This is a genomic window from Janthinobacterium sp. SUN026 (assembly GCF_030397625.1).
In the GTDB taxonomy this organism is placed as follows: domain Bacteria; phylum Pseudomonadota; class Gammaproteobacteria; order Burkholderiales; family Burkholderiaceae_D; genus Janthinobacterium; species Janthinobacterium kumbetense.
In genome coordinates this window covers 165,454-183,303 of record NZ_JAPQNU010000006.1, presented here as the reverse complement: position 1 = coordinate 183,303, position 17,850 = coordinate 165,454, and the positions used below count along the sequence as shown (strand labels likewise).

18 protein-coding genes are annotated in these 17,850 nt (G+C 62.7%); 3 read left to right on the top strand and 15 right to left on the bottom strand.

The genetic code is table 11. The annotated features are described in order from the left end of the window. Positions 1-11: 11 nt before the first annotated feature. Genes OX459_RS24205 through OX459_RS24185 form a run of 5 tightly spaced genes read right to left on the bottom strand, consistent with a single transcriptional unit; the run spans position 12 to position 4,052 of the window. Positions 12-605: an SCO family protein gene (locus tag OX459_RS24205; RefSeq protein WP_099665456.1), complete on the bottom strand. Its 594-nt coding sequence runs from the start codon at positions 603-605 to the stop codon at positions 12-14. After that, on the bottom strand, positions 602-1,501 hold the full coding sequence (gene cyoE / locus OX459_RS24200) for a heme o synthase (RefSeq protein WP_070258805.1): 900 nt from the start codon (positions 1,499-1,501) through the stop codon (positions 602-604). The genes OX459_RS24205 and cyoE overlap by 4 nt, the downstream gene beginning before the upstream one ends. After that, complete coding sequence (locus tag OX459_RS24195; protein WP_289906914.1) at positions 1,502-2,671, bottom strand: COX15/CtaA family protein; 1,170 nt, start codon at positions 2,669-2,671, stop codon at positions 1,502-1,504. It lies immediately after the preceding gene. 18 nt (positions 2,672-2,689) lie between these two features. Further along, positions 2,690-3,313, bottom strand: a complete 624-nt coding sequence (locus OX459_RS24190; protein WP_289906854.1) for a cytochrome C oxidase subunit I — start codon at positions 3,311-3,313, stop codon at positions 2,690-2,692. Beyond that, positions 3,294-4,052 carry an SURF1 family protein gene (locus OX459_RS24185; RefSeq protein ID WP_289906852.1) on the bottom strand — a complete coding sequence of 253 codons (759 nt, stop codon included), beginning with the start codon at positions 4,050-4,052 and terminating at the stop codon, positions 3,294-3,296. The genes OX459_RS24190 and OX459_RS24185 overlap by 20 nt, the downstream gene beginning before the upstream one ends. A gap of 36 nt (positions 4,053-4,088) precedes the next feature. On the opposite strand from OX459_RS24185, the gene OX459_RS24180 reads away from it, so the two are divergent. Next, positions 4,089-4,289, top strand: coding sequence for a twin transmembrane helix small protein (locus OX459_RS24180; RefSeq protein ID WP_034748996.1), 201 nt, complete (start codon positions 4,089-4,091; stop codon positions 4,287-4,289). A 247-nt stretch (positions 4,290-4,536) separates the two neighbouring features. Here OX459_RS24180 and OX459_RS24175 read toward each other — a convergent pair whose 3' ends face one another. The 7 genes from OX459_RS24175 to OX459_RS24145 form a co-directional block, all read right to left on the bottom strand. Further along, entirely contained in the window at positions 4,537-5,397 is an 861-nt protein-coding gene (locus OX459_RS24175; protein ID WP_099665459.1) for a cytochrome c oxidase subunit 3, read from the bottom strand. A 40-nt stretch (positions 5,398-5,437) separates the two neighbouring features. Further along, positions 5,438-5,644, bottom strand: coding sequence for a DUF2970 domain-containing protein (locus OX459_RS24170; protein WP_077399736.1), 207 nt, complete (start codon positions 5,642-5,644; stop codon positions 5,438-5,440). Between the two features lie 9 nt (positions 5,645-5,653). Beyond that, entirely contained in the window at positions 5,654-6,226 is a 573-nt protein-coding gene (locus OX459_RS24165; RefSeq protein WP_099668235.1) for a cytochrome c oxidase assembly protein, read from the bottom strand. After that, complete coding sequence (locus OX459_RS24160) at positions 6,223-6,342, bottom strand: cytochrome oxidase small assembly protein (RefSeq protein WP_218965284.1); 120 nt, start codon at positions 6,340-6,342, stop codon at positions 6,223-6,225. The genes OX459_RS24165 and OX459_RS24160 overlap by 4 nt, the downstream gene beginning before the upstream one ends. A 68-nt stretch (positions 6,343-6,410) precedes the next feature. Beyond that, positions 6,411-8,009 (bottom strand): cytochrome c oxidase subunit I, encoded by a 1,599-nt coding sequence (ctaD, locus tag OX459_RS24155; protein WP_099665460.1) that lies wholly within the window; start codon positions 8,007-8,009, stop codon positions 6,411-6,413. Between the two features lie 13 nt (positions 8,010-8,022). After that, entirely contained in the window at positions 8,023-9,231 is a 1,209-nt protein-coding gene (gene coxB / locus OX459_RS24150; RefSeq protein WP_099665461.1) for a cytochrome c oxidase subunit II, read from the bottom strand. A 465-nt stretch (positions 9,232-9,696) separates the two neighbouring features. Next, the gene (locus OX459_RS24145) at positions 9,697-10,620 is read right to left on the bottom strand and encodes a methyltransferase domain-containing protein (RefSeq protein ID WP_251351052.1); all 924 of its coding nucleotides are present in this window, start codon (positions 10,618-10,620) and stop codon (positions 9,697-9,699) included. Between the two features lie 57 nt (positions 10,621-10,677). Between OX459_RS24145 and OX459_RS24140 the strand changes: the two genes are divergently transcribed. Together OX459_RS24140 and trmL are read left to right on the top strand one after the other, a co-directional pair. After that, the gene (locus OX459_RS24140; protein ID WP_289906849.1) at positions 10,678-11,427 is read left to right on the top strand and encodes a ComF family protein; all 750 of its coding nucleotides are present in this window, start codon (positions 10,678-10,680) and stop codon (positions 11,425-11,427) included. 40 nt (positions 11,428-11,467) lie between these two features. Beyond that, positions 11,468-11,938, top strand: a complete 471-nt coding sequence (trmL, locus tag OX459_RS24135; RefSeq protein ID WP_289906848.1) for a tRNA (uridine(34)/cytosine(34)/5-carboxymethylaminomethyluridine(34)-2'-O)-methyltransferase TrmL — start codon at positions 11,468-11,470, stop codon at positions 11,936-11,938. A 142-nt stretch (positions 11,939-12,080) separates the two neighbouring features. Here trmL and OX459_RS24130 read toward each other — a convergent pair whose 3' ends face one another. From OX459_RS24130 to OX459_RS24120, 3 genes are read right to left on the bottom strand one after another with little or no spacing between them, the layout of a single operon-like run. Beyond that, complete coding sequence (locus OX459_RS24130; protein WP_289906847.1) at positions 12,081-12,830, bottom strand: hypothetical protein; 750 nt, start codon at positions 12,828-12,830, stop codon at positions 12,081-12,083. Positions 12,831-12,847: 17 nt separating this feature from the next. Next, positions 12,848-14,089, bottom strand: a complete 1,242-nt coding sequence (locus OX459_RS24125; RefSeq protein WP_289906846.1) for a hypothetical protein — start codon at positions 14,087-14,089, stop codon at positions 12,848-12,850. Positions 14,090-14,122: 33 nt separating this feature from the next. Further along, a complete protein-coding gene (locus OX459_RS24120; RefSeq protein WP_251351048.1) occupies positions 14,123-17,821 on the bottom strand; it encodes a tubulin-like doman-containing protein in 3,699 nt (1,232 codons plus the stop codon). Positions 17,822-17,850: the final 29 nt, after the last annotated feature.

Below are 17,850 nucleotides of genomic sequence, written 5' to 3'. Positions count from 1 at the left end.
GCGCGACCAGGTCAGGATAGCAGAAGTTTAAGATCGTGCGCGATGGCGGCCGGCTTTTCGCCGTGGCGCACGAACAGGCGGATCTTGCCTTCGCGGTCGAAGACATAGGTGCCGGCCGTGTGGTCGACCGTGTAGCTTTCGTCCGTCTCGCCCTCGACCTTGGCGTAATACACCTTGAATTCCTTGGCCACCTTGGCCGTCGCGGCCGCATCGCCATACAGGCCCACGAAACGCTTGTCGAAGGCGGGCACGTACTGCGCCAGCAATTGCTGCGTGTCGCGCTCGGGGTCGACGGTGACGAACAGCACTTGCACCTGCTCCGCCTGCGGACCCATTTCCTGCATCACCTGGGCCATGTCGGCCATGGTGGTGGGGCAGACGTCCGGGCATTGCGTGTAGCCGAAGAACATCAGCACCAGCTTGCCCTTGTAGTCGGCCAGGGTGCGCGGGTGGCCCGTGTGGTCCGTCAGCGCGAACTCGCGCGCATAGCCGAGGCCCGTCACGTCCGTGTTCTTGAAGGCCAGCTTGGGCGCGGCCGGCTTGCCGCAGCCGGCGAGGACGGCGACCAGTGCGGCCGCCAGCAACAGTGTCAGGGTTTTTTTCATGTTCCGAGGGGAATGTAGTGGTCGACCAGCAAAGCCGCGAACAGCAAGGCCAGGTAGATGATGGAAAACGTAAAGGCCTTGCGCGCGATCAAGTCCGTGTAGTGGCGGTACATCTTCCACGCGTAATACAGGAAGCCGGCGTTGAGCACCACGGCCGAAGCCAGGTAGATCAGCCCGCTCATGCGCACGGCATACGGCAGCAAGGTGGTGGCGGCCAGCGCGATCGAGTACAGCCAGACGTGAAATTGCGTGAACTTCAAGCCGTGCGTGACGGGCAGCATGGGCAAGCCCGAGCGCGCGTAATCGTCGCGGCGGTACATGGCCAGCGCCCAGAAATGCGGCGGCGTCCAGACGAAAATGATCAGGACCAGCAGCCAGGCCTGCATCGGCACGTCGTTGGCGACGGCCGCCCAGCCCAGCGCAGGCGGCATGGCGCCGGACAGGCCGCCGATGACGATATTTTGCGGCGTGGCCGGTTTGAGCACCATGGTATAGATCAAGGCATAGCCGACAAAGGTGACAAAAGTCAGCCACATGGTCAGCGGATTGACGAGGTGGTACAGAATCGCCATGCCCAGGCCGCCGATCACCAGCGCGAACACCACCGTCTGTTTCACCGTGATGTCGCCCATGGCCATGGGGCGGCGCGCCGTACGGGCCATGCGCGCGTCGATTTCGCGCTCGGCCAGGCAATTGACGGCAAACGCGGCGCCGGCCAGCAGCCAGATGCCGATGGTGCCGAACACCACCGCGTGCCAGTCCGGCAATTCCTCGCTGGCCAGGAACATGCCGATGACGGCGCAAAACACGGCCAGTTGCGTCACGCGGGGCTTGGTCAGCGCCCAATACTGGGCGATGCGGGGGGAAGGTTTACGGCTGATGGTCTGAGTAGTCATTTATGCGGTACGGGAAGGACTGGCTGGTGCCGAGGGCACTGGCGCGGCGGCGGAAGCAGGTGTCCGCGCTACATCGAGTTGGAATTTAGCCTTGTAGTTTAACATGGTCAGCAATAACACGAGCAGCGCCGCCCCGCCGTTATGCATGACGGCAATCGACAGCGGCCAGCTCAGGTAGATGGTTGCCAGGCCCGTGGCCGCCTGCAGGGCCAGCACCAGCGCCACCCAGCGGGCCGTGCCGCGCAAGGACGGCAGTTTCCATGCGCGCAACACGGTATAGCCGATACCGGCCAGCACGATGAAGGCGAAATTGCGGTGCACCCAGTGGATGGCCGTCAGCGCGGAAAACGGCAAGTAATGGCCGGCGGCCGTCTTGCCCAGTTCGCGCCACAAATGGAAACCATGCTCGAAATCCATTTCCGGAATCACCTTGCCGCCGCACAGGGGGAAATCCGTGCACGCCAGGGTGGCGTAGTTGGTGCTCACCCAGCCGCCCAGCGCGATCTGCACCGTCAACAGCACGAGCGACATGACGGCCAGTGCGCGCACGGGGCGCAGCACGGACGCGTCCGCATCGGCCCGCTTGATAGGCGCCACGGCATGGTCCTGGCGTCCGCCCAGCCACGTCAGCATGGCCAGCAAGCCCATGCCCAGCAGCAAGTGGATGGTGACGATCACCGGTTGCAGCTTCAGGGTGACGGTCCACGCGCCGAACGCGCCCTGCAGGCAGACGAACAGGAACAGCGCCGTCGGCAGCGCGGGAGCGAATTCCTGCCGCTTGCTTTTCTTCCACTGGCGCCACGCCTGCACCATCATCGCCACGATCAAGACGCCAATGGCCATGGCCAGGTAGCGGTGCGTCATTTCGATCCACGCTTTCACGACCGTCACGGGGCCCGTCGGCATCAGGGTTTCCGCCGCCACGATGTGCTCGTGCGCGAGGAAAGGATTGGCAGAACCATAACAACCAGGCCAGTCAGGGCAGCCCAGGCCGGAATCGGACAGGCGCGTAAAACCGCCGAACATGATCAGGTCGACCGTCAGGAAGACGGCGATCCATACGAGCTTGCGGTACTTGTTGGCGTCCGCGGATACCCAGACCATGGTCAGCGGCAGCAGCGCCACCAGCAGACCAGTCAAGCCCAGCTGGGCCAGCGCGGAGAGATGCATCGTCGGCATGCGGTCCCCTCAACCGATCGCCGAAGCTTTGAGCAGCTTGGCGATGTCTTTCTTGATCTTGTTCGGATCCGCGTCTTTCGGGAAGCGCATCATCAGATTGCCCAGCGGATCGATCAAATACAGATGGTCGCTCGTCTTGCCGCCCGCTTCCACGGGCAACCACGCTTTCAGGGCGTCGTTATTGACGCGCAGCATGCTGGTGCCGTCGAATTCGCGCATCACGAGGGTGTCGAGCGGCTGCGCATCCGTCACCAGCCAGACGCGTTCCAGGCGTTCGCGCTCCTTGCCCTGCATGAGGCGCAGTTGTTGCATGTCAAACAATTGCTTCTTGCATGTTTCCTGGCAATCGGATGGTCCCGTTTGCAGCAGTACCCACTTGCCCTTGAACTGGGCCAGCGGCGCGGCCTTGCCGTCCAGTTCCGTCACCTGCAGCTGGGCTTCCGGTATCGGGTGCAGACGGGGGTCGATCAGGGCGCCGTAGTTGTTGCGGCCCGTGGGCTTGATGATGTAATACGTGAAATACGAAGCGATGATGGGAAAGGCGCATACGGCCACCACAGCCAGCAGTTTCCACCGTCCTTGTACCTGTTTATTGCTGCTGTCTTGCGTTGCGTCAGGGCTGTTTGTTTGCACGTCGAAATCCTGTAAAGACAAAAAATAGAAAAGCCATCAGTGCCAGTGCATACCACTGGAATGCATAGCCGCGGTGCTTGTCGGCGCCCAGGTCCGGCGCCGGCCAGTCGCGCACGGGAAGCCGGCTGGACGCTGGCGTCGTGGCTGCCGAATCGACTGGATCAGCTGTTTGTTCAAGGATAAAAGGTTGCAAGGCCAGGCCGCTGGCCTGGGCCAGCTGGGCGATATCGGCATTTTGCACGATGGCGTGCGGCGCCAGGACCGGCACCGTGCCCAGTTCCATCACATGGCCCGCGTTCAGGCGCGCGATGCCGGCAATGGTCACGGTGCCGGCTGGCGTGGCGTAGTCGGAGATGCGCGTGCGTTCGGCATTGTTGCGCGGCAACCAGCCCTGCGCCACCAGCACGTGCATGGAGGAACCGTCGATCTGGAACGGCGTGAGCACGTGAAAGCCCGCTTGCCCCTTGTAGGGGCGGTTGTCCAGGTACACCGTCCAGGCGGGAAGAAAATGGCCCGTGACGGTGACCCTGCGGTACTCGATCGCTTGCGCATCGGCCGGCAACAGGGGCGCGGCCGTCAAGGACAGCGGCGCGGCCTGGTTGCCCGCTTCCAGGCGGGCGGCGCGGGCGACTTTCTCATCGCCACGGCGCTGCTGCCATTGCGCCAGGGATACGCCCAGCGCCACCAGTAGCAGCATTGCAACAAATGGAATCCATCTAAAATGGAAGCGGATACGCATTACAATGAAACCTCCTCAAGCCTGGCGCTACCATCCATGAAAATCCTCGTTGCCATTGCCTTCATCCTGATCCTGGGCAGCCTGGGCTCGGCCCTGTTCTTCCTCATGCGCGACAAGGGCAAGAGCAACCGCACCGTGCAGGCGCTGGCCTTGCGCGTGGGCTTGTCGATCACCCTGTTCCTGCTGATCCTGCTGGCGCACAAGCTTGGCTACATCCAGCCGACGGGCATACATTAAGAACGCCTATCAAAACCTACTGCGCGTCGTAATTTGCGGCCTGCGATGCTCACTGTACCTTCGTACAGTTGCGCTTCTCGACCACAACTTCCTTCCGCTCGCTACGGTTTTGTTAGGCGTTGTAAGTCTTTTCTTGCCTGATTGGCAAATTCTTCACACTAAGAAAAAAGCCGTACCCAGGATGTCCCGGTACGGCTTTTTTTATGGTGCCGGCGCGCCTAACAACCACGCGCGCCCTGCCCCGCCATTATAACCAATACACGACCACGTACAGGCCCAGCCAGACGACGTCGACAAAGTGCCAGTACCAGGCGGCGCCTTCGAAGCCGAAGTGGTGCTCGGGCGTGAAGTGGCCTTTCAATACGCGGTACAGGATGACGGACAGCATGATGGCGCCCAGGGTCACGTGGAAGCCGTGGAAACCCGTCAGCATGAAGAAGGTGGCGCCGTAGATGCCCGACGTCAATTTCAAGTTCAGTTCGCTGTAAGCGTGGATGTATTCATACACCTGGAAGCCCATGAAGATGGCGCCCAGCACGATGGTGGCAAACAGGAACAGGGCCGTCATGGCGCGGTGGCCGGCGCGCAGCGCGTGGTGCGAAATGGTCAGCGTGACGCCCGACGTCAGCAGCAAGGCCGTGTTGATGGTTGGAATCCAGAACGGCGTCATGGTGGTGAATTCCTGCACCGTGCCGGCCGGGCCCGTATTGCCCCAGTGGGCGGCGAAATCGGGCCAGATCACCTTGTGGTCGAGGTCGGCCAGCCACGGCATCGAGATGCTGCGCGCATAGAACAGGGCGCCGAAGAAGGCGGCGAAGAACATGACTTCCGAAAAGATGAACCAGCTCATGCTCCAGCGGAAGGAGTGATCGATGCGCTCGCTGTACAAGCCCTGCTCCGATTCGCTGATGGCGTCGCCGAACCAGAAATACAGCACCAGCAGGATGCCGGCGATGCCCAGGTAATTCACGTACGGGCCCCAGGAGACGTCGTTGACCCAGGCCGAGGCGCCGATCATGGTCAGCAGCAGGCTGGCGCCGCCCAGCATGGGCCAGCGCGACGGGCCGGGCACGAAATAATAGGGTACGGCGGCGTGGTTGGAACTCATCATCATCTCCTCAAAAACTTATAGGGTGGTTTTTTATAATTTATAAAACGACGAATTTAACAATCGAAATCAAGATGCCGATCAGGCAAGCCACCACCAGGAAGCCGGCGATGACGATGTGCACGGGATTGAGCTTGGCCGAATCCGTGTCGAAATCGCTCTTGCGGCGCAGACCCGTGAATGACCACACGACGGCCCGCAGCGAATACAGGAACGACGCTTTTTCCGGTTTGGCGGATTCGCCCATGGCACTCTCCTATTGGACGGCCGGCGTCTGAGCCTGGCTCAGACCGGCAATCTCGAAAAACGTGTACGACAGGGTGATGGTCTTGACCTCTTTCGGCAGGGCCGGATCGAGGAAGAACACCACCGGCATCTGCCGCGCTTCCTTCGGCTTCAAGGTCTGCTGCTTGAAGCAGAAACACTCGACCTTCTTGAAATGCGGCGTGGCGCTCTGCGGCGCGTAACTGGGGATGGCTTGGGCATTGACGACGCGGTCTTGCGTGTTGACCACTTCATACATGACGGTCACCAGTTCGCCCGGATGCACTTGCATGCTCGACACGGTCGGGCGGAAGCGCCATGGCCCCTGCGCATTGCCGTCGAACTCGACGGTGATGCTGCGCGTCGTATCGACTTGCGTATTGTTGTCGTACGCCACCGTGCCATCTTTTTGCGTCAGCACGTTGATGCCCATCACTTCGCAAATCTGCTTGTAGACGGGAATCAGGGCATAGCCGAAGCCAAACATCAGCACGGCAATGACGAGCAGCTTGCCCAGCATCTTGCGGTTCAGGCCGCGTGTTTCCTGTTGGTGGGGTGTCGTCACGACAGCCACAGCCGCTTGGCGAAGACGGACAGGAAGAAGAAGGCCGCCAGGGCCCCCAGTATCAGTCCCGTACGCAGGTTGTTCGGTTTCTTGCGCTCAGTTTTCACTTCGGTCATGGCAGGCACTCTATTCAAAGGGGCCGGCAGCGGCGCCGGCCCGTGACACTGGCATTACTTGCGGATGACTACTTGACGGTAGGCGGCGTTTCAAACGTGTGGAAAGGCGCCGGGCTCGGCACGGTCCATTCCAGGCCTTCCGCGCCTTCCCATGGTTTCGCCGGTGCAGCCTTGCCGCCGCGGATGGTCGGCAAGACGACGAAGAACAGGAAGTACACCTGCATCAGGCCGAAACCGAAGCCGCCGATCGAGGCGATCATGTTGAAGTCGGTGAACTGCGCCGGGTAGTCGGCGTAGCGGCGCGGCATGCCGGCCAGGCCCAGGAAGTGCATCGGGAAGAAGGTCACGTTGAACGTGATCAAGGACAGCCAGAAGTGGATCTTGCCGCGCGTCTCGTTGTACATATGGCCCGTCCATTTCGGCGACCAGTAGTAGAAGCCGGCGAACAGGGCAAACAGCGAACCGGCCACCAGCACGTAGTGGAAATGCGCCACCACATAATACGTATCCTGCAGCTGGATATCGATCGGCGTCACGGCCAGGATCAGGCCCGTGAAGCCGCCCATGGTAAACACGAAGATGAAGCCCACCGAAAACAGCATCGGCGTCTCGAACGTCATCGAACCCTTCCACATCGTGGCGATCCAGTTGAACACTTTCACGCCCGTCGGCACGGCGATCAGCATGGTCGCGTACATGAAGAACAGCTGGCTCGTCACCGGCATGCCGGTAGTAAACATGTGGTGCGCCCAGACGATGAAGGACAGGATCGCGATGGAAGCCGTGGCGTACACCATCGAGGCGTAGCCGAACAGGGGCTTGCGGGCAAACGCGGGCAGGATCTGCGAGACGATGCCGAAAGCCGGCAGAATCATGATGTAGACCTCGGGATGGCCGAAGAACCAGAAGATGTGCTGGTACATGACGGGATCGCCGCCGCCTGCCGCGTTAAAGAAGGACGTGCCGAAATGGCGGTCCGTCAGGGTCATGGTAATGGCGCCAGCCAGCACCGGCATGACGGCGATCAACAGATACGCGGTAATCAGCCAGGTCCAGCAGAACATCGGCATTTTCATCAGGGTCATGCCAGGAGCGCGCATGTTCAGGATGGTGACGATGATGTTGATCGAACCCATGATGGACGAGGCGCCCATCAGATGCATGGCAAAAATGGCCATGTCCATGCCAGGGCCCATCTGCGTCGACAGCGGCGCATACAGGGTCCAGCCGGCAGCGGTGGCGCCGCCCGGCACGAGGAAGGACGTGGCCAGCAGCAGCGCGGCCGGCGGCAGCAGCCAGAACGAGAAGTTGTTCATGCGGGCAAACGCCATGTCGGATGCGCCCACTTGCAGCGGGATCATCCAGTTGGCGTAGCCGACGAAGGCCGGCATGATGGCGCCAAACACCATCACCAGGCCGTGCATGGTGGTCAGTTGATTAAAAAATTCTGGGTGGAAAAATTGCAAGCCTGGGTGAAACAGTTCCGTACGGATCATCAAGGCCAGCACGCCGCCCGACAGCAGCATGATGAACGAAAACCACAGGTACAGGGTACCGATATCCTTGTGGTTGGTGGCAAACAGCCAGCGGCGGTAGCCGGTCGGGTGATCGTGGGCATGGTCGTGATCGGCGTGGTCCAAGGTACTCGTGCTCGTGCTAGTACTCATCTGCGGCTCCTAATTACTTGCGTGCAGCCACGACTTCGGCTGGTTGAACGATGTTCTCTGCGGCCTTGTTCGACCAGGTATTGCGCGTGTAAGTGATCACTGCGGCAATTTCCGTGTCGGACAGCTGTTTCCATGCTGGCATTTCAGCGGGATACTTGCCGCTCTTTTGCCCGTTCAGCAAGACGTGGATCTGATCCGCTTTCGGACCGTTCACCACGGCCGAGCCATCCAGCGGCGCAAACGCACCGGGCACGCCCTTGCCTGTCGCCTGGTGGCAGACCACGCAGTTGGCCGCATACACTTTCTCGCCCTTGACCTTCAATTCGTCGATGGTCCACACCTTGCTTGGATCATCAGCCAATGCGGCCATTTCCTTTTGTTTTACATCAACCCAGGCCTTGTAATCATCTGCCGAGACGACCTTGACGACGATGGGCATGAACGCGTGTTCCTTGCCGCACAGTTCGGCGCAATTGCCGCGGAAGGTGCCGATATGGTCAGCCTTGAACCAGGTGTCGCGCACGAAACCGGGAATCGCATCCTGTTTCACGCCAAAGGCAGGCACGGACCAGGCGTGGATGACGTCGTTGGCTGTCAGCACCACGCGGATCTTCTTGTTGACCGGCACGACGACTTCATTGTCGACTTCGATCAGGTAGTTTTCGCCCCGTTTTTCCGTCGGCGGCGCGCCTGGCGCACCCACTTGCGAACGCGGCGTGGCCAGGTTGGAGAGGAAGGAAATGCCTTCGCCCTCGCCTTTCAGGTAGTCATAGCCCCATTTCCACTGCATGCCGGTGGCCTTGATGGTGATGTCGGCGTTCGACGTATCCTTCATGCCGACGACGGTGCGCGTGGCAGGCAGGGCCATGCCGATGACGATCAGGAAAGGCACGACGGTCCAGGCGATCTCGACGGTGGTGCTTTCGTGGAAAGTGGCCGGTTTGTGGCCCAGGGACTTGCGGTGCTTGAAGATGGAATAAAACATGACGCCGAACACGGCCACGAAGATCACCAGGCAGATGATCATCATCAGGGTGTGCAAATCGTAGATTTCATGGGCGATCTGTGTCGCCGGCGGTTGCAGATTCATTTCGAACGGCACGGGACCGCCGGTGCCGGGATAGGTGCTGGCAGCCGGTGCCGCCGTGGCCCATCGCCCGATGCCAAACGCTGTCAAAGACAGCCCGAGCAGCAACGATTGAAGTCGCTTTGCATGTGTCATGTTTTCCCCAACCACCCAAAAATAATGATATTTTAAACGGCTGCGGACTTCTCCGTACTGGACCGCTGCCGCTCCTCCATGAAAGCAACACGGCCGGAATGCGGCCATGTGCGTCAAGCACCAGCGAATTCCATGCTGGCTGCGGCAGCAAAAACGGCGGCGCGCAACCATGCTGGAACCCTGTTTTTCTTCCCCACACTGAAATGGCCTCGTGTGGAAGATGGTTACTATACTAATGCAGTAACTTCGAATTAGTCTTGCTTTGTTTTTTTTATTTTGTATGCAGCCCTTGTTTTTTCTACTTAACAAGCTGACAAACAATCAACGATTATAATCAAGTAAACTTGAATCCATCAAGCAATAATCGGCTTTGTGCGCGCCCTTCTCCCGGCCGCCGCGCGCTTTGCAACGGTTGCTGCAACATCCATGCGCGGATGGCGACCAAGTGTCGGTTTCTTTATGCTTTTATTTAGGCTTGCGCGGTAAATCAAAGCGGATGATGGCTTCGCCATTGCGCGTCACGCGCGGTGCGGGACGGAAGGCGTGGCCATAGATCACCTCGAAACTCAGGCCCAGCTTGCCATCGGGACGGCGCCTCTTTTCCAGCGCGTCCAGCATGCGCTGCCAGGCCGCCTTGCCCATCAGGCCGCGCCGGCGCGTGGTCAGCGGGTTGCCGCCGAAGGCGCGCACGTCCGCCAGCAGTTTTTCCGCCGTGTCGTAGGTGACGGTGATGATTTCCATGTCCAGCACGGGCGTGGAAAAGCCCGTCTCGACGAGCATGTCGCCAAAGTCGTGCATGTCGACAAAGGGCAAGGCGTGCGGGTACAAGTCCGCCTCGGCAAAGGCGTCGCGCACTTCGCGGAAGGTGTCGGGGCCGAAACAGGAAAACATCAGCAAGCCATCGAGGCGCAGCGCGCGCCGCCATTCGGCAAACACGCGGTCGGGCTGGGCATGCCAGTGCAGCGCCAGGTTGGACCACACGAGGTCGATGCTGCCCTGCGCCAGCGGCAGATCGCCCAGGTCGCCGCACAATAAATCCACGCCCGCCTTGGCCGGCAAGAGTTTGCTGAGGAACTGGTTCAGGCTGGCCAGTTTCGACGCGGGCGCGCGCGCAGCCTGCATCATCGCTTGCGCTGCATCGAGACCGATAATCTGCGCTGCGGGATAATCCTTTTGCAACTGCGCCAAATCCGCGCCGGGGCCGCAGCCCGCGTCGAGCACACGGTGCGGCGTGATTTTCACCAGCTCCAGGCGCTCGTGCATGCGTGCGGACACTTCGCGGCGCAGGAAGTCCGACGGCGCGACGCGCGCCGGACGGGAAAAGAAATCACGTACTTGCACCGCATCGATGGGCGCACTCATTTTGGGCGGACTGGTGGGAACTGGCATGTTGAATCGGGTGAGGTGAGATAATGTCGGCAGTGTACATGGAACGACGCCATCGCGATGCGGACCGCCACCCGGCACCGCCTTGACGCCGCCTGGCAGGCGCTGCGCCTGTGGCTGGGCGCCACGGTGCTGCCGGCGCAATGCGCGCTGTGCGGCATGGGCTGCCCGGAAGTGCTGTGTTCGCCCTGCCGCGCCCAATATCTGACGCAAGGGCGCCCCCGCTGCCGCCAGTGCGCCAATCCGCTCGACGATGCGGCGCTGCTGTGCGGACGCTGTTTGCGCCAGCGGCCCGCGTATGACGCCACCGTCGCGGCGTTTGACTATGCGGCGCCCGTCGACCAGTTGCTGCTGCAGCTGAAATTCGGCGCGCGCCTGGCGCTGGCGCCCCTGTTGGCAGAACTGTTGTATGTTGCCATTCAGCAACAACAAGCGTGGGAAGCGCCGCAGCTGCTGTGTCCCGTGCCGCTGGGCCCGGCCCGGCTGGCCGAACGGGGTTTTAACCAGGCGCTGGAAGTTGCCCGTCCGCTGGCGCGCCTGCTGGACGTGCCTTTACAGCCGCGCCTGGCGCTGCGCGTGCGCGAAACCCGGGCGCAAAGCGGCGTGGCGCCGCAGGAACGGCAAGCCAACCTGGCGCACGCGTTTGCCATCGCACCCGAACATGGGGCCTTGTTGCAAGGATGCCATGTGGGCATCGTCGACGACGTGATGAGCAGCGGCCATACCGTCCACGCGCTGGCCACCGCCTGCAAGAGCGCAGGGGCGGCCAGGGTCAGCATTCTGGTCGTGGCGCGCACGCCGCCGCACTAGAACCGCATCAGATTCGCTATATATATATGAGGAGAGCATTTTGTTTCACGTTGTTTTGGTAGAACCTGAAATCCCGCCCAATACGGGCAACATCATCCGCCTGTGCGCGAACACGGGCGCACAGCTGCACCTGGTCGAACCGCTGGGCTTTCCGCTCGACGATTCCAAGATGAAGCGCGCCGGCCTCGATTACCACGATTACGCCAACATGAAGGTGCACAAGAACTGGGCAGCGTTCCTGGCCGACACCCAGCCCGACCCGGCCCGCATGTTCGCCATGACGACGCGCGGCTCGCGCCCGTTCGGCGACGTGGCTTTCCTGCCCGGCGACGTGTTCGTGTTCGGATCGGAAACGAAAGGCCTGGACCCGGCCTTGCGCGACGGCTTTCCGGCCGAACAGCGCATCCGCCTGCCGATGCGCCCCGACAACCGCAGCTTGAATCTGTCGAATACGGTGGCCGTCGTCGTGTATGAAGCGTGGCGCCAGCACGGATACGCCGGTGGCGCGTAGCTGACACCTCACCCAGTCTACTGCGCGGCGCGCTTTGCGGCCGGCGATGCTCGCGCTACTAAAGTAGCGCTGCGCTTCTCGGCCACAAATCATCGCCGCTCGCTACGACTGGATGAGATGTTGAGACTCCTGCAATCTCCCTTTACCGCTGCGCCAATTGCTGCGCCGCGCCGCTATTGTCATCCAGCATCACCAGCTGCGTGCGCAGGTCGCGCGTGGCGGCCAGCTTGCCGTTCACATACAAATTCGTCTTGACGCCATACACGCCTTGCGACACGCCGGCCGGCAAGGTCAGCTCGAACGAGTTTTCAAAGCGCCCGCCCGACTTGTTGCTGCTGGCCAAGGCTTTCGAACCGGACTTGAAGGGCTGGCCTTGCGGATCGAGCACCACCAGTTCTTCGCGCACGTCGTTGACGCTTTGCGCGCTGCCATTGACCAGCTCCACCACGGAATTGACCTTGAACGGCTGGCCGCGCTTGACGGTCGACGCGCTCAGTTGCGGCGTGTACGACACCACTTGCGGCTCGCGCGGCAGCGCGCCGCGCGTGCGGATGTAGTCGCGGTCCGCCTGCGCCGCCGTCTTGGTCTGGCGCGAATTGACATTGATGGCCAGGCAACCGGCCGCCGCCAGGCCGCCGCCGATGGCGGCCCCCTTCAGCGCGCCATTCTTGCCGCCCGCCAGCGCACCCAGCAATGCCCCCACGGCCGCGCCGGCAGCGGCTGTCGCGCCCACGCTGCACGGGTCCTCATCCGTGGCCGCCTGGGCGCCACCTTGCGGATAGGAACTGTCCTGCCGCACGCCGTTCGGGCTCATCGGCGCCGTGGCGCAGCCGGCCAGCATGGCCGCGATGGTCAGCGCAGCGACCGTCCGCAAGGTGGTGTGATTCAGCATGGTGACTCTCCAGATGACTAATTGATCGTTGTTTCCGTCTGCAGCACTTGCCGTTCGCGCTCGCGGATGCGGCGCGACAGATTGTCGATGCGCGCATTGCCCGGATCGACGCGGCGCGCGCTTTCCAGATACGTCTTGGCCGCATCGAACTTACCTTCCAGCAAAGAACGCTCGGCATCGCGCAAGAACGCTTGCGCCATCTCGCTGCGCATGGCCGCGCCGCTGTCGACGGGCGCCGTTTCCTGCGGACGGCGTTCGACCACCGCTGATCGTTCGACCGCGCGCGCGGGCGCCGGTTCCGTGGGCACGACGCGGGCCGGTGCCGTTTCCACCGGCGCCGGGACCGGTGCAGCGATGGACGCGGGCGCCGACAGCGCCTGCACATCGGCCCTCAACTGCGGCAATTCCACCGCTTCGCGGTCGATGGCTTCCAGCCTGGCGATGCCATTGCCGGCCGCCGTCGCATCCTTGCCGTCCAGCGCCTGGCGCACGCCCACCAGCACGGACGCGGCTGCCGCCTGCTGGCGCGCCAGCTGCTTGCGCAGGGAATCCACGCTGGCAGCGCCCGCGCAATCGGCGTCGAGCGCGGCGATGCCCCTGGCCGCGCTTTGCAATTGATGGCCATCAATATGGCGTTCGATGGCGCGCACGCCCCGCTGGCAACTGCCCGATGCGGCGCCGGCCTTGCCGATCGCCGCCTGCAAATCGTCCGCCTTGGCGCTGGACTTGCCCGTGCACACATTCTTCGCCGTCGCCAACTTTTGCCGGGCGCCATCCAGGCTGCCATTTGCCACCAGCTTCAAGCCGCTGTCGATGGCGTCGTTGCAAGCCGATTCATTCTTGCCGCCCGGCTTGCCATTCATGTAGACGATGACGGCCGCCAGCACGGCGGCGGCGCCCAGCCAGCGCAGCCACTTGCGCGGCGGTGGCGGCGGTACCGGCGGTACCGGTGTTGCCGGGGCAGGCGCCGGTGGAAGCACAGGCGCGGGCACGGGCTTCGGCGCCGCTTGCGGCGGCACCGGCTTGGCTGGCGGTACTGGCGCCGGCTTCGGCGGCGCTTTCGGCGCAGGCGCAGGCGTCACCGGCACGGGCGGCGGCTTGGGCGCAGGTGGCGGCGCTACCGGCGCAGGCGCAGGGACGGGCAGCGGCGGCGGCACGGCCGCGGCTGGCTTGGCAGCGTCCGCCATGGCGTGACCGCAGTACGGGCAATGGCTGACAACGGTCCACAGGCCCGTCTTGCATTTGTTGCAGATATCCAAAACTAATCCTTCATTCCAACGTCATTCCAGCGTTCACAAGGGCGGCGGCATCAACGGTGGCGGCGCGCCGAGGAACAAGGGCGCCAGTTCGGGGAACTGGGCCAGGTCGGCCCAGGCCGGCAAACCGGCGCGCCACACCTTGGTGGTGGCTGGCACGACCTGTCCCGCCTGCACGTACTGCACGATCTGCTGGGCCGTGAACGGTCCCTGCTGCTGGCCGTTGATGCCCAGGAAGTACTGGTATTCCACCAGCGGCGGCGGCATGCCGCCCAGTGGTGGCGGCGCCATGCCGAATGCGGCCGCAGCCGGGGCAGCCGCCGCGCCGGCCGGACGCAGCAATTGCTCCAGGCGCCCCGCTTCCAGCATTTCCGGCTTGATCGCATACTTCAGGCGCGGCTGCCCGTCCGCTTCCGGCTCGCGCACTTCCCAGTCGTAGGCATCGCTGTCGGAGTCGCCGATGACGTTGGCCCACTCCTTCAGCCGTCCCAGCAAGGCTTGCACCGTGCGGTCGAGCTCATCGCTGGCCATGCCCTTGCGGCGCGCCGACTCGCGCAGGCGCGTGCCCACTTCGGCGGAAATGGCGCTGCCAAAGCCGATGTAGGGCAGCTGCGAGCCATCGGCCTGCGCCACCAGCTTGGGCGCATACACGCCCCGTTCATAGTATTTTGCCAGCGCCGCCATGGCCGCCGTCTGCACGGCATCAAGCGCCGTCAATTTTTCTTCGATGCGCAGGGCGATATTTTTCTCGTACGAGGCGGGCATGCCGTTCTGGCGGATGGCCCGTTCGTTGCCGATGCGGCGCAAGTCACCCGGCTCGACGGCAAACTGGTACTGGCCCGGCGGCACGACTCTGCCCGTGTGGCGCGTCAGCACGCCCAGCATGATCGCTTGCAGGAATTCGCCGAAGTCTTCCGCCAGGCGCTTCATCTCGTCCGTGTTCGGCGCGATCGGGTGCGTGAATTGCGTTGGATCAATATGCGTGTGGGTCGGCGCCTTGTCGTTGTCGCCTTCCTTGCGGTAGCTGGTGCGCCAGCCTTCCAGGCCGCGCAGCACCGTCATCGGCACGCCGGCCAGTTCGCAATAGCAGACGGCGCGCCCGCGGATGCCCGTTTCGACGATTTCCAGCTGGCTCACCGTGATGCCCACCTGGGTCGGCACGCACGATTCGAGCTCGGCGCCGAACTTCGCCTTGAAGGCGGCCGCGTTGGCCACGCCGATCACGCACTTGAACTGGTCCGACACGACCGTGAAGTCGCCCGCCATATTGGCGTCGATCCACGGCATGGAGCAGGCCAGCAGCTTGCGGAAGCGGTCCAGGCGTTCGGACACATCCATCTGTTCCAGCGCTTCGAACAACGGGTCGGGCGTGCTCGTCGCCCCTTCCGCCAGGCCCGCCGTGGCGATCATGTTTTCCGCCATGCGCGTGACCTTGGCCAGGATCAAGGCCCGTTGCGCCGGTTCGCCCAACATGGGGAACAGCGCTTTCGAGCCGCCCATGTCCTTGAACGCTTCATCGGCCCACTGGCGCAAGGTGGCCGCCGACGGCAGCGCGATGTCTTTTTCCGTGACGGGAATGACGATCAGGGTCGCGTGTTCCTTGTCCAGGTCCTTTTGCAGGATGGTATTGGCCGTTTTCAACTCCGTCAGCATGGCCAGCACGCCTTCGCGGCCCGATTGCAGCTCGCCCACCAGGCCATTCCACTGGGCGCGGCCTTGCGCATCGACGCCGACCCGGTTGCCCAGCCAGCGCGACAGCTCGCCCAGCAGGAGGACGGACTCGTCCGCCGCCTTGGCGCGCAGATGGAATTTCAGCGCATTCGCCATTTCCGTGCGCAAATGGTCCATCACCACGCCCGCCTGCTTTTCGCCATTGCTGAGGAAGCCGAAGGTGCTGCGCGTCTGTTCCAGGTTGTTCAACAGGCGCTCGTATTCGCGCGAGCGCACGGCTTCCTTGATTTCGCGGTAGCGCTCGGCATTGTTGCCGATTTGCGCCGTCAAGCCGCTGCCCGGCGCCTCGATGCGGTCCTTGATCTGTTCCACCAGCGACAGCACGTATTCCAGGCCGCCGAATTCCTTGTTATCAAGATAGCCATACAGCTGGTCGCGCACGACTTTCTTGACGTCTTCCAGCACTTCGCGGCGCCGCTTGCTGATGCGGTCTTCCGTCGTGTCGGCCGTGGAATCCTGGTCGCGCACGGCGTCGCGTTCCAAATGCTTCATGGCGTCGCGCACCTGCGCCGGCCATTCGCTGCGGTCGAAACCCGTGCGGATATCGTTGATGCGCGTGTTGACGCGGTTTTCCACGCCGGCCAGCAAGTGGCCGTGGCGGTCTTCCAGCAATTCGTCAACGACGCGGAAATCGATGAAGTCGCCGCTGGAGCGCTTCAGTTCGATGCTCTTGTCGGAAAACTCGGGGAAATCGCTGAACGGCGTGCCCTTCAGGAACATATTGGCGGCGAGGAAATTGTCGCGTTGCGTATCCGTGGCCCGATTGGCGCCCGCATCCGTGCCGCCCACGCCAAAGAACGCTTGCAGCATGGCGCCGGCCCAGCGGTGGGCCCGCTCGTCGCGCGCCGCTTCCTGGCGCGTATCGAGCACAGCCATGCCGAACGAGGAAAAGCGTTTCGAGAAATACAGGCGCATGTCGCCGAAGCGGTCTTGCGGCACGGGCGCGTTGTACAGCGAATTCTTGTGCTGCGCCTGGTTGACGGCGATCGAACGCTTGGCGCGCGCGAAGTCGGCCGAGGCGAAATCCTCGAACAGCGAATCGGCCACCATGTGATAGACGTCGCTGACATCCTTGGTGTGCTGCTGGGCAAGGTTGCCCGAATCGATCAGGTAAACCTCGCTGTACGGTTCGCGCGTCAGTTCCGGGCGGTCATACGCATCCCAGCGGCCCACATAGCCCTTGTTGCCCATCATCGCCGATTCCAGCTCCATCAGCGCCGCGTAGCCGTTGGCTTCGACCCGGTCCTTGTTGGCCTTGGTGTAGCCGGTCGGCAAGAACAGCATCAGCTCCACGTCGGCCGCGCCCACTTCGCTGCGCGCCAGCCAGCGCGCCAGCAAGCCCATGTCCAGGAAGGAACCGGAACCCGTGCCGCCCGCAACGGAACCGACGATGACGATGCGGAAACGGTTGGTTTCCATGCGCAAGCCCAGTTCGGCCAGCTGGCGCTCGTGCGACAGGCCCGCCTTCAGGGCTTTCAATTTCAAGCGGATCTTGTCGCGGATCTTCGCGTACTTGTCGAAGAAATACAGGCGCGACACGGCGCGGATCTGGCCCGCGCCGCTGCTCATGTCGAAACGCAATTCGCGGATGCGCTGCGGCGTCAAGGGCAGCCATTCCTTGATGTGCGGATATTTCTCCAGAGAATCTTCATCACGGCTGTACTTGTCCATGTCGAACGATTCGACCACCTTGTCGTCATCCGTGAACTTCACCTGGTCGAACTGCAAGTCCTTCGCCTGCGACTCGCCGCTTTCGATCACGGCGCCATTGTCGAGGTCGAAATGGATGAATTGCGCGATGGGAAAGTCCGCCAAGCCCTCGATGCGCGTGCGGTTGCCCGCGCCGCCCCACAGGGTGTTGAGGATGCGCCGGCGCACACGCATCAGCACTTGCATGCCCGTGCCGCCGATGCCGATGAACAGGGTCGGGCGCAGTTCGATGATCTTGTCCTGCTTGCGCTCGCTGGCGCCGCCGGTGATGGTTTGGTTCAGGTTCTCTGCCATGGTGATTCCTTCGATGATGCGTGCAACGG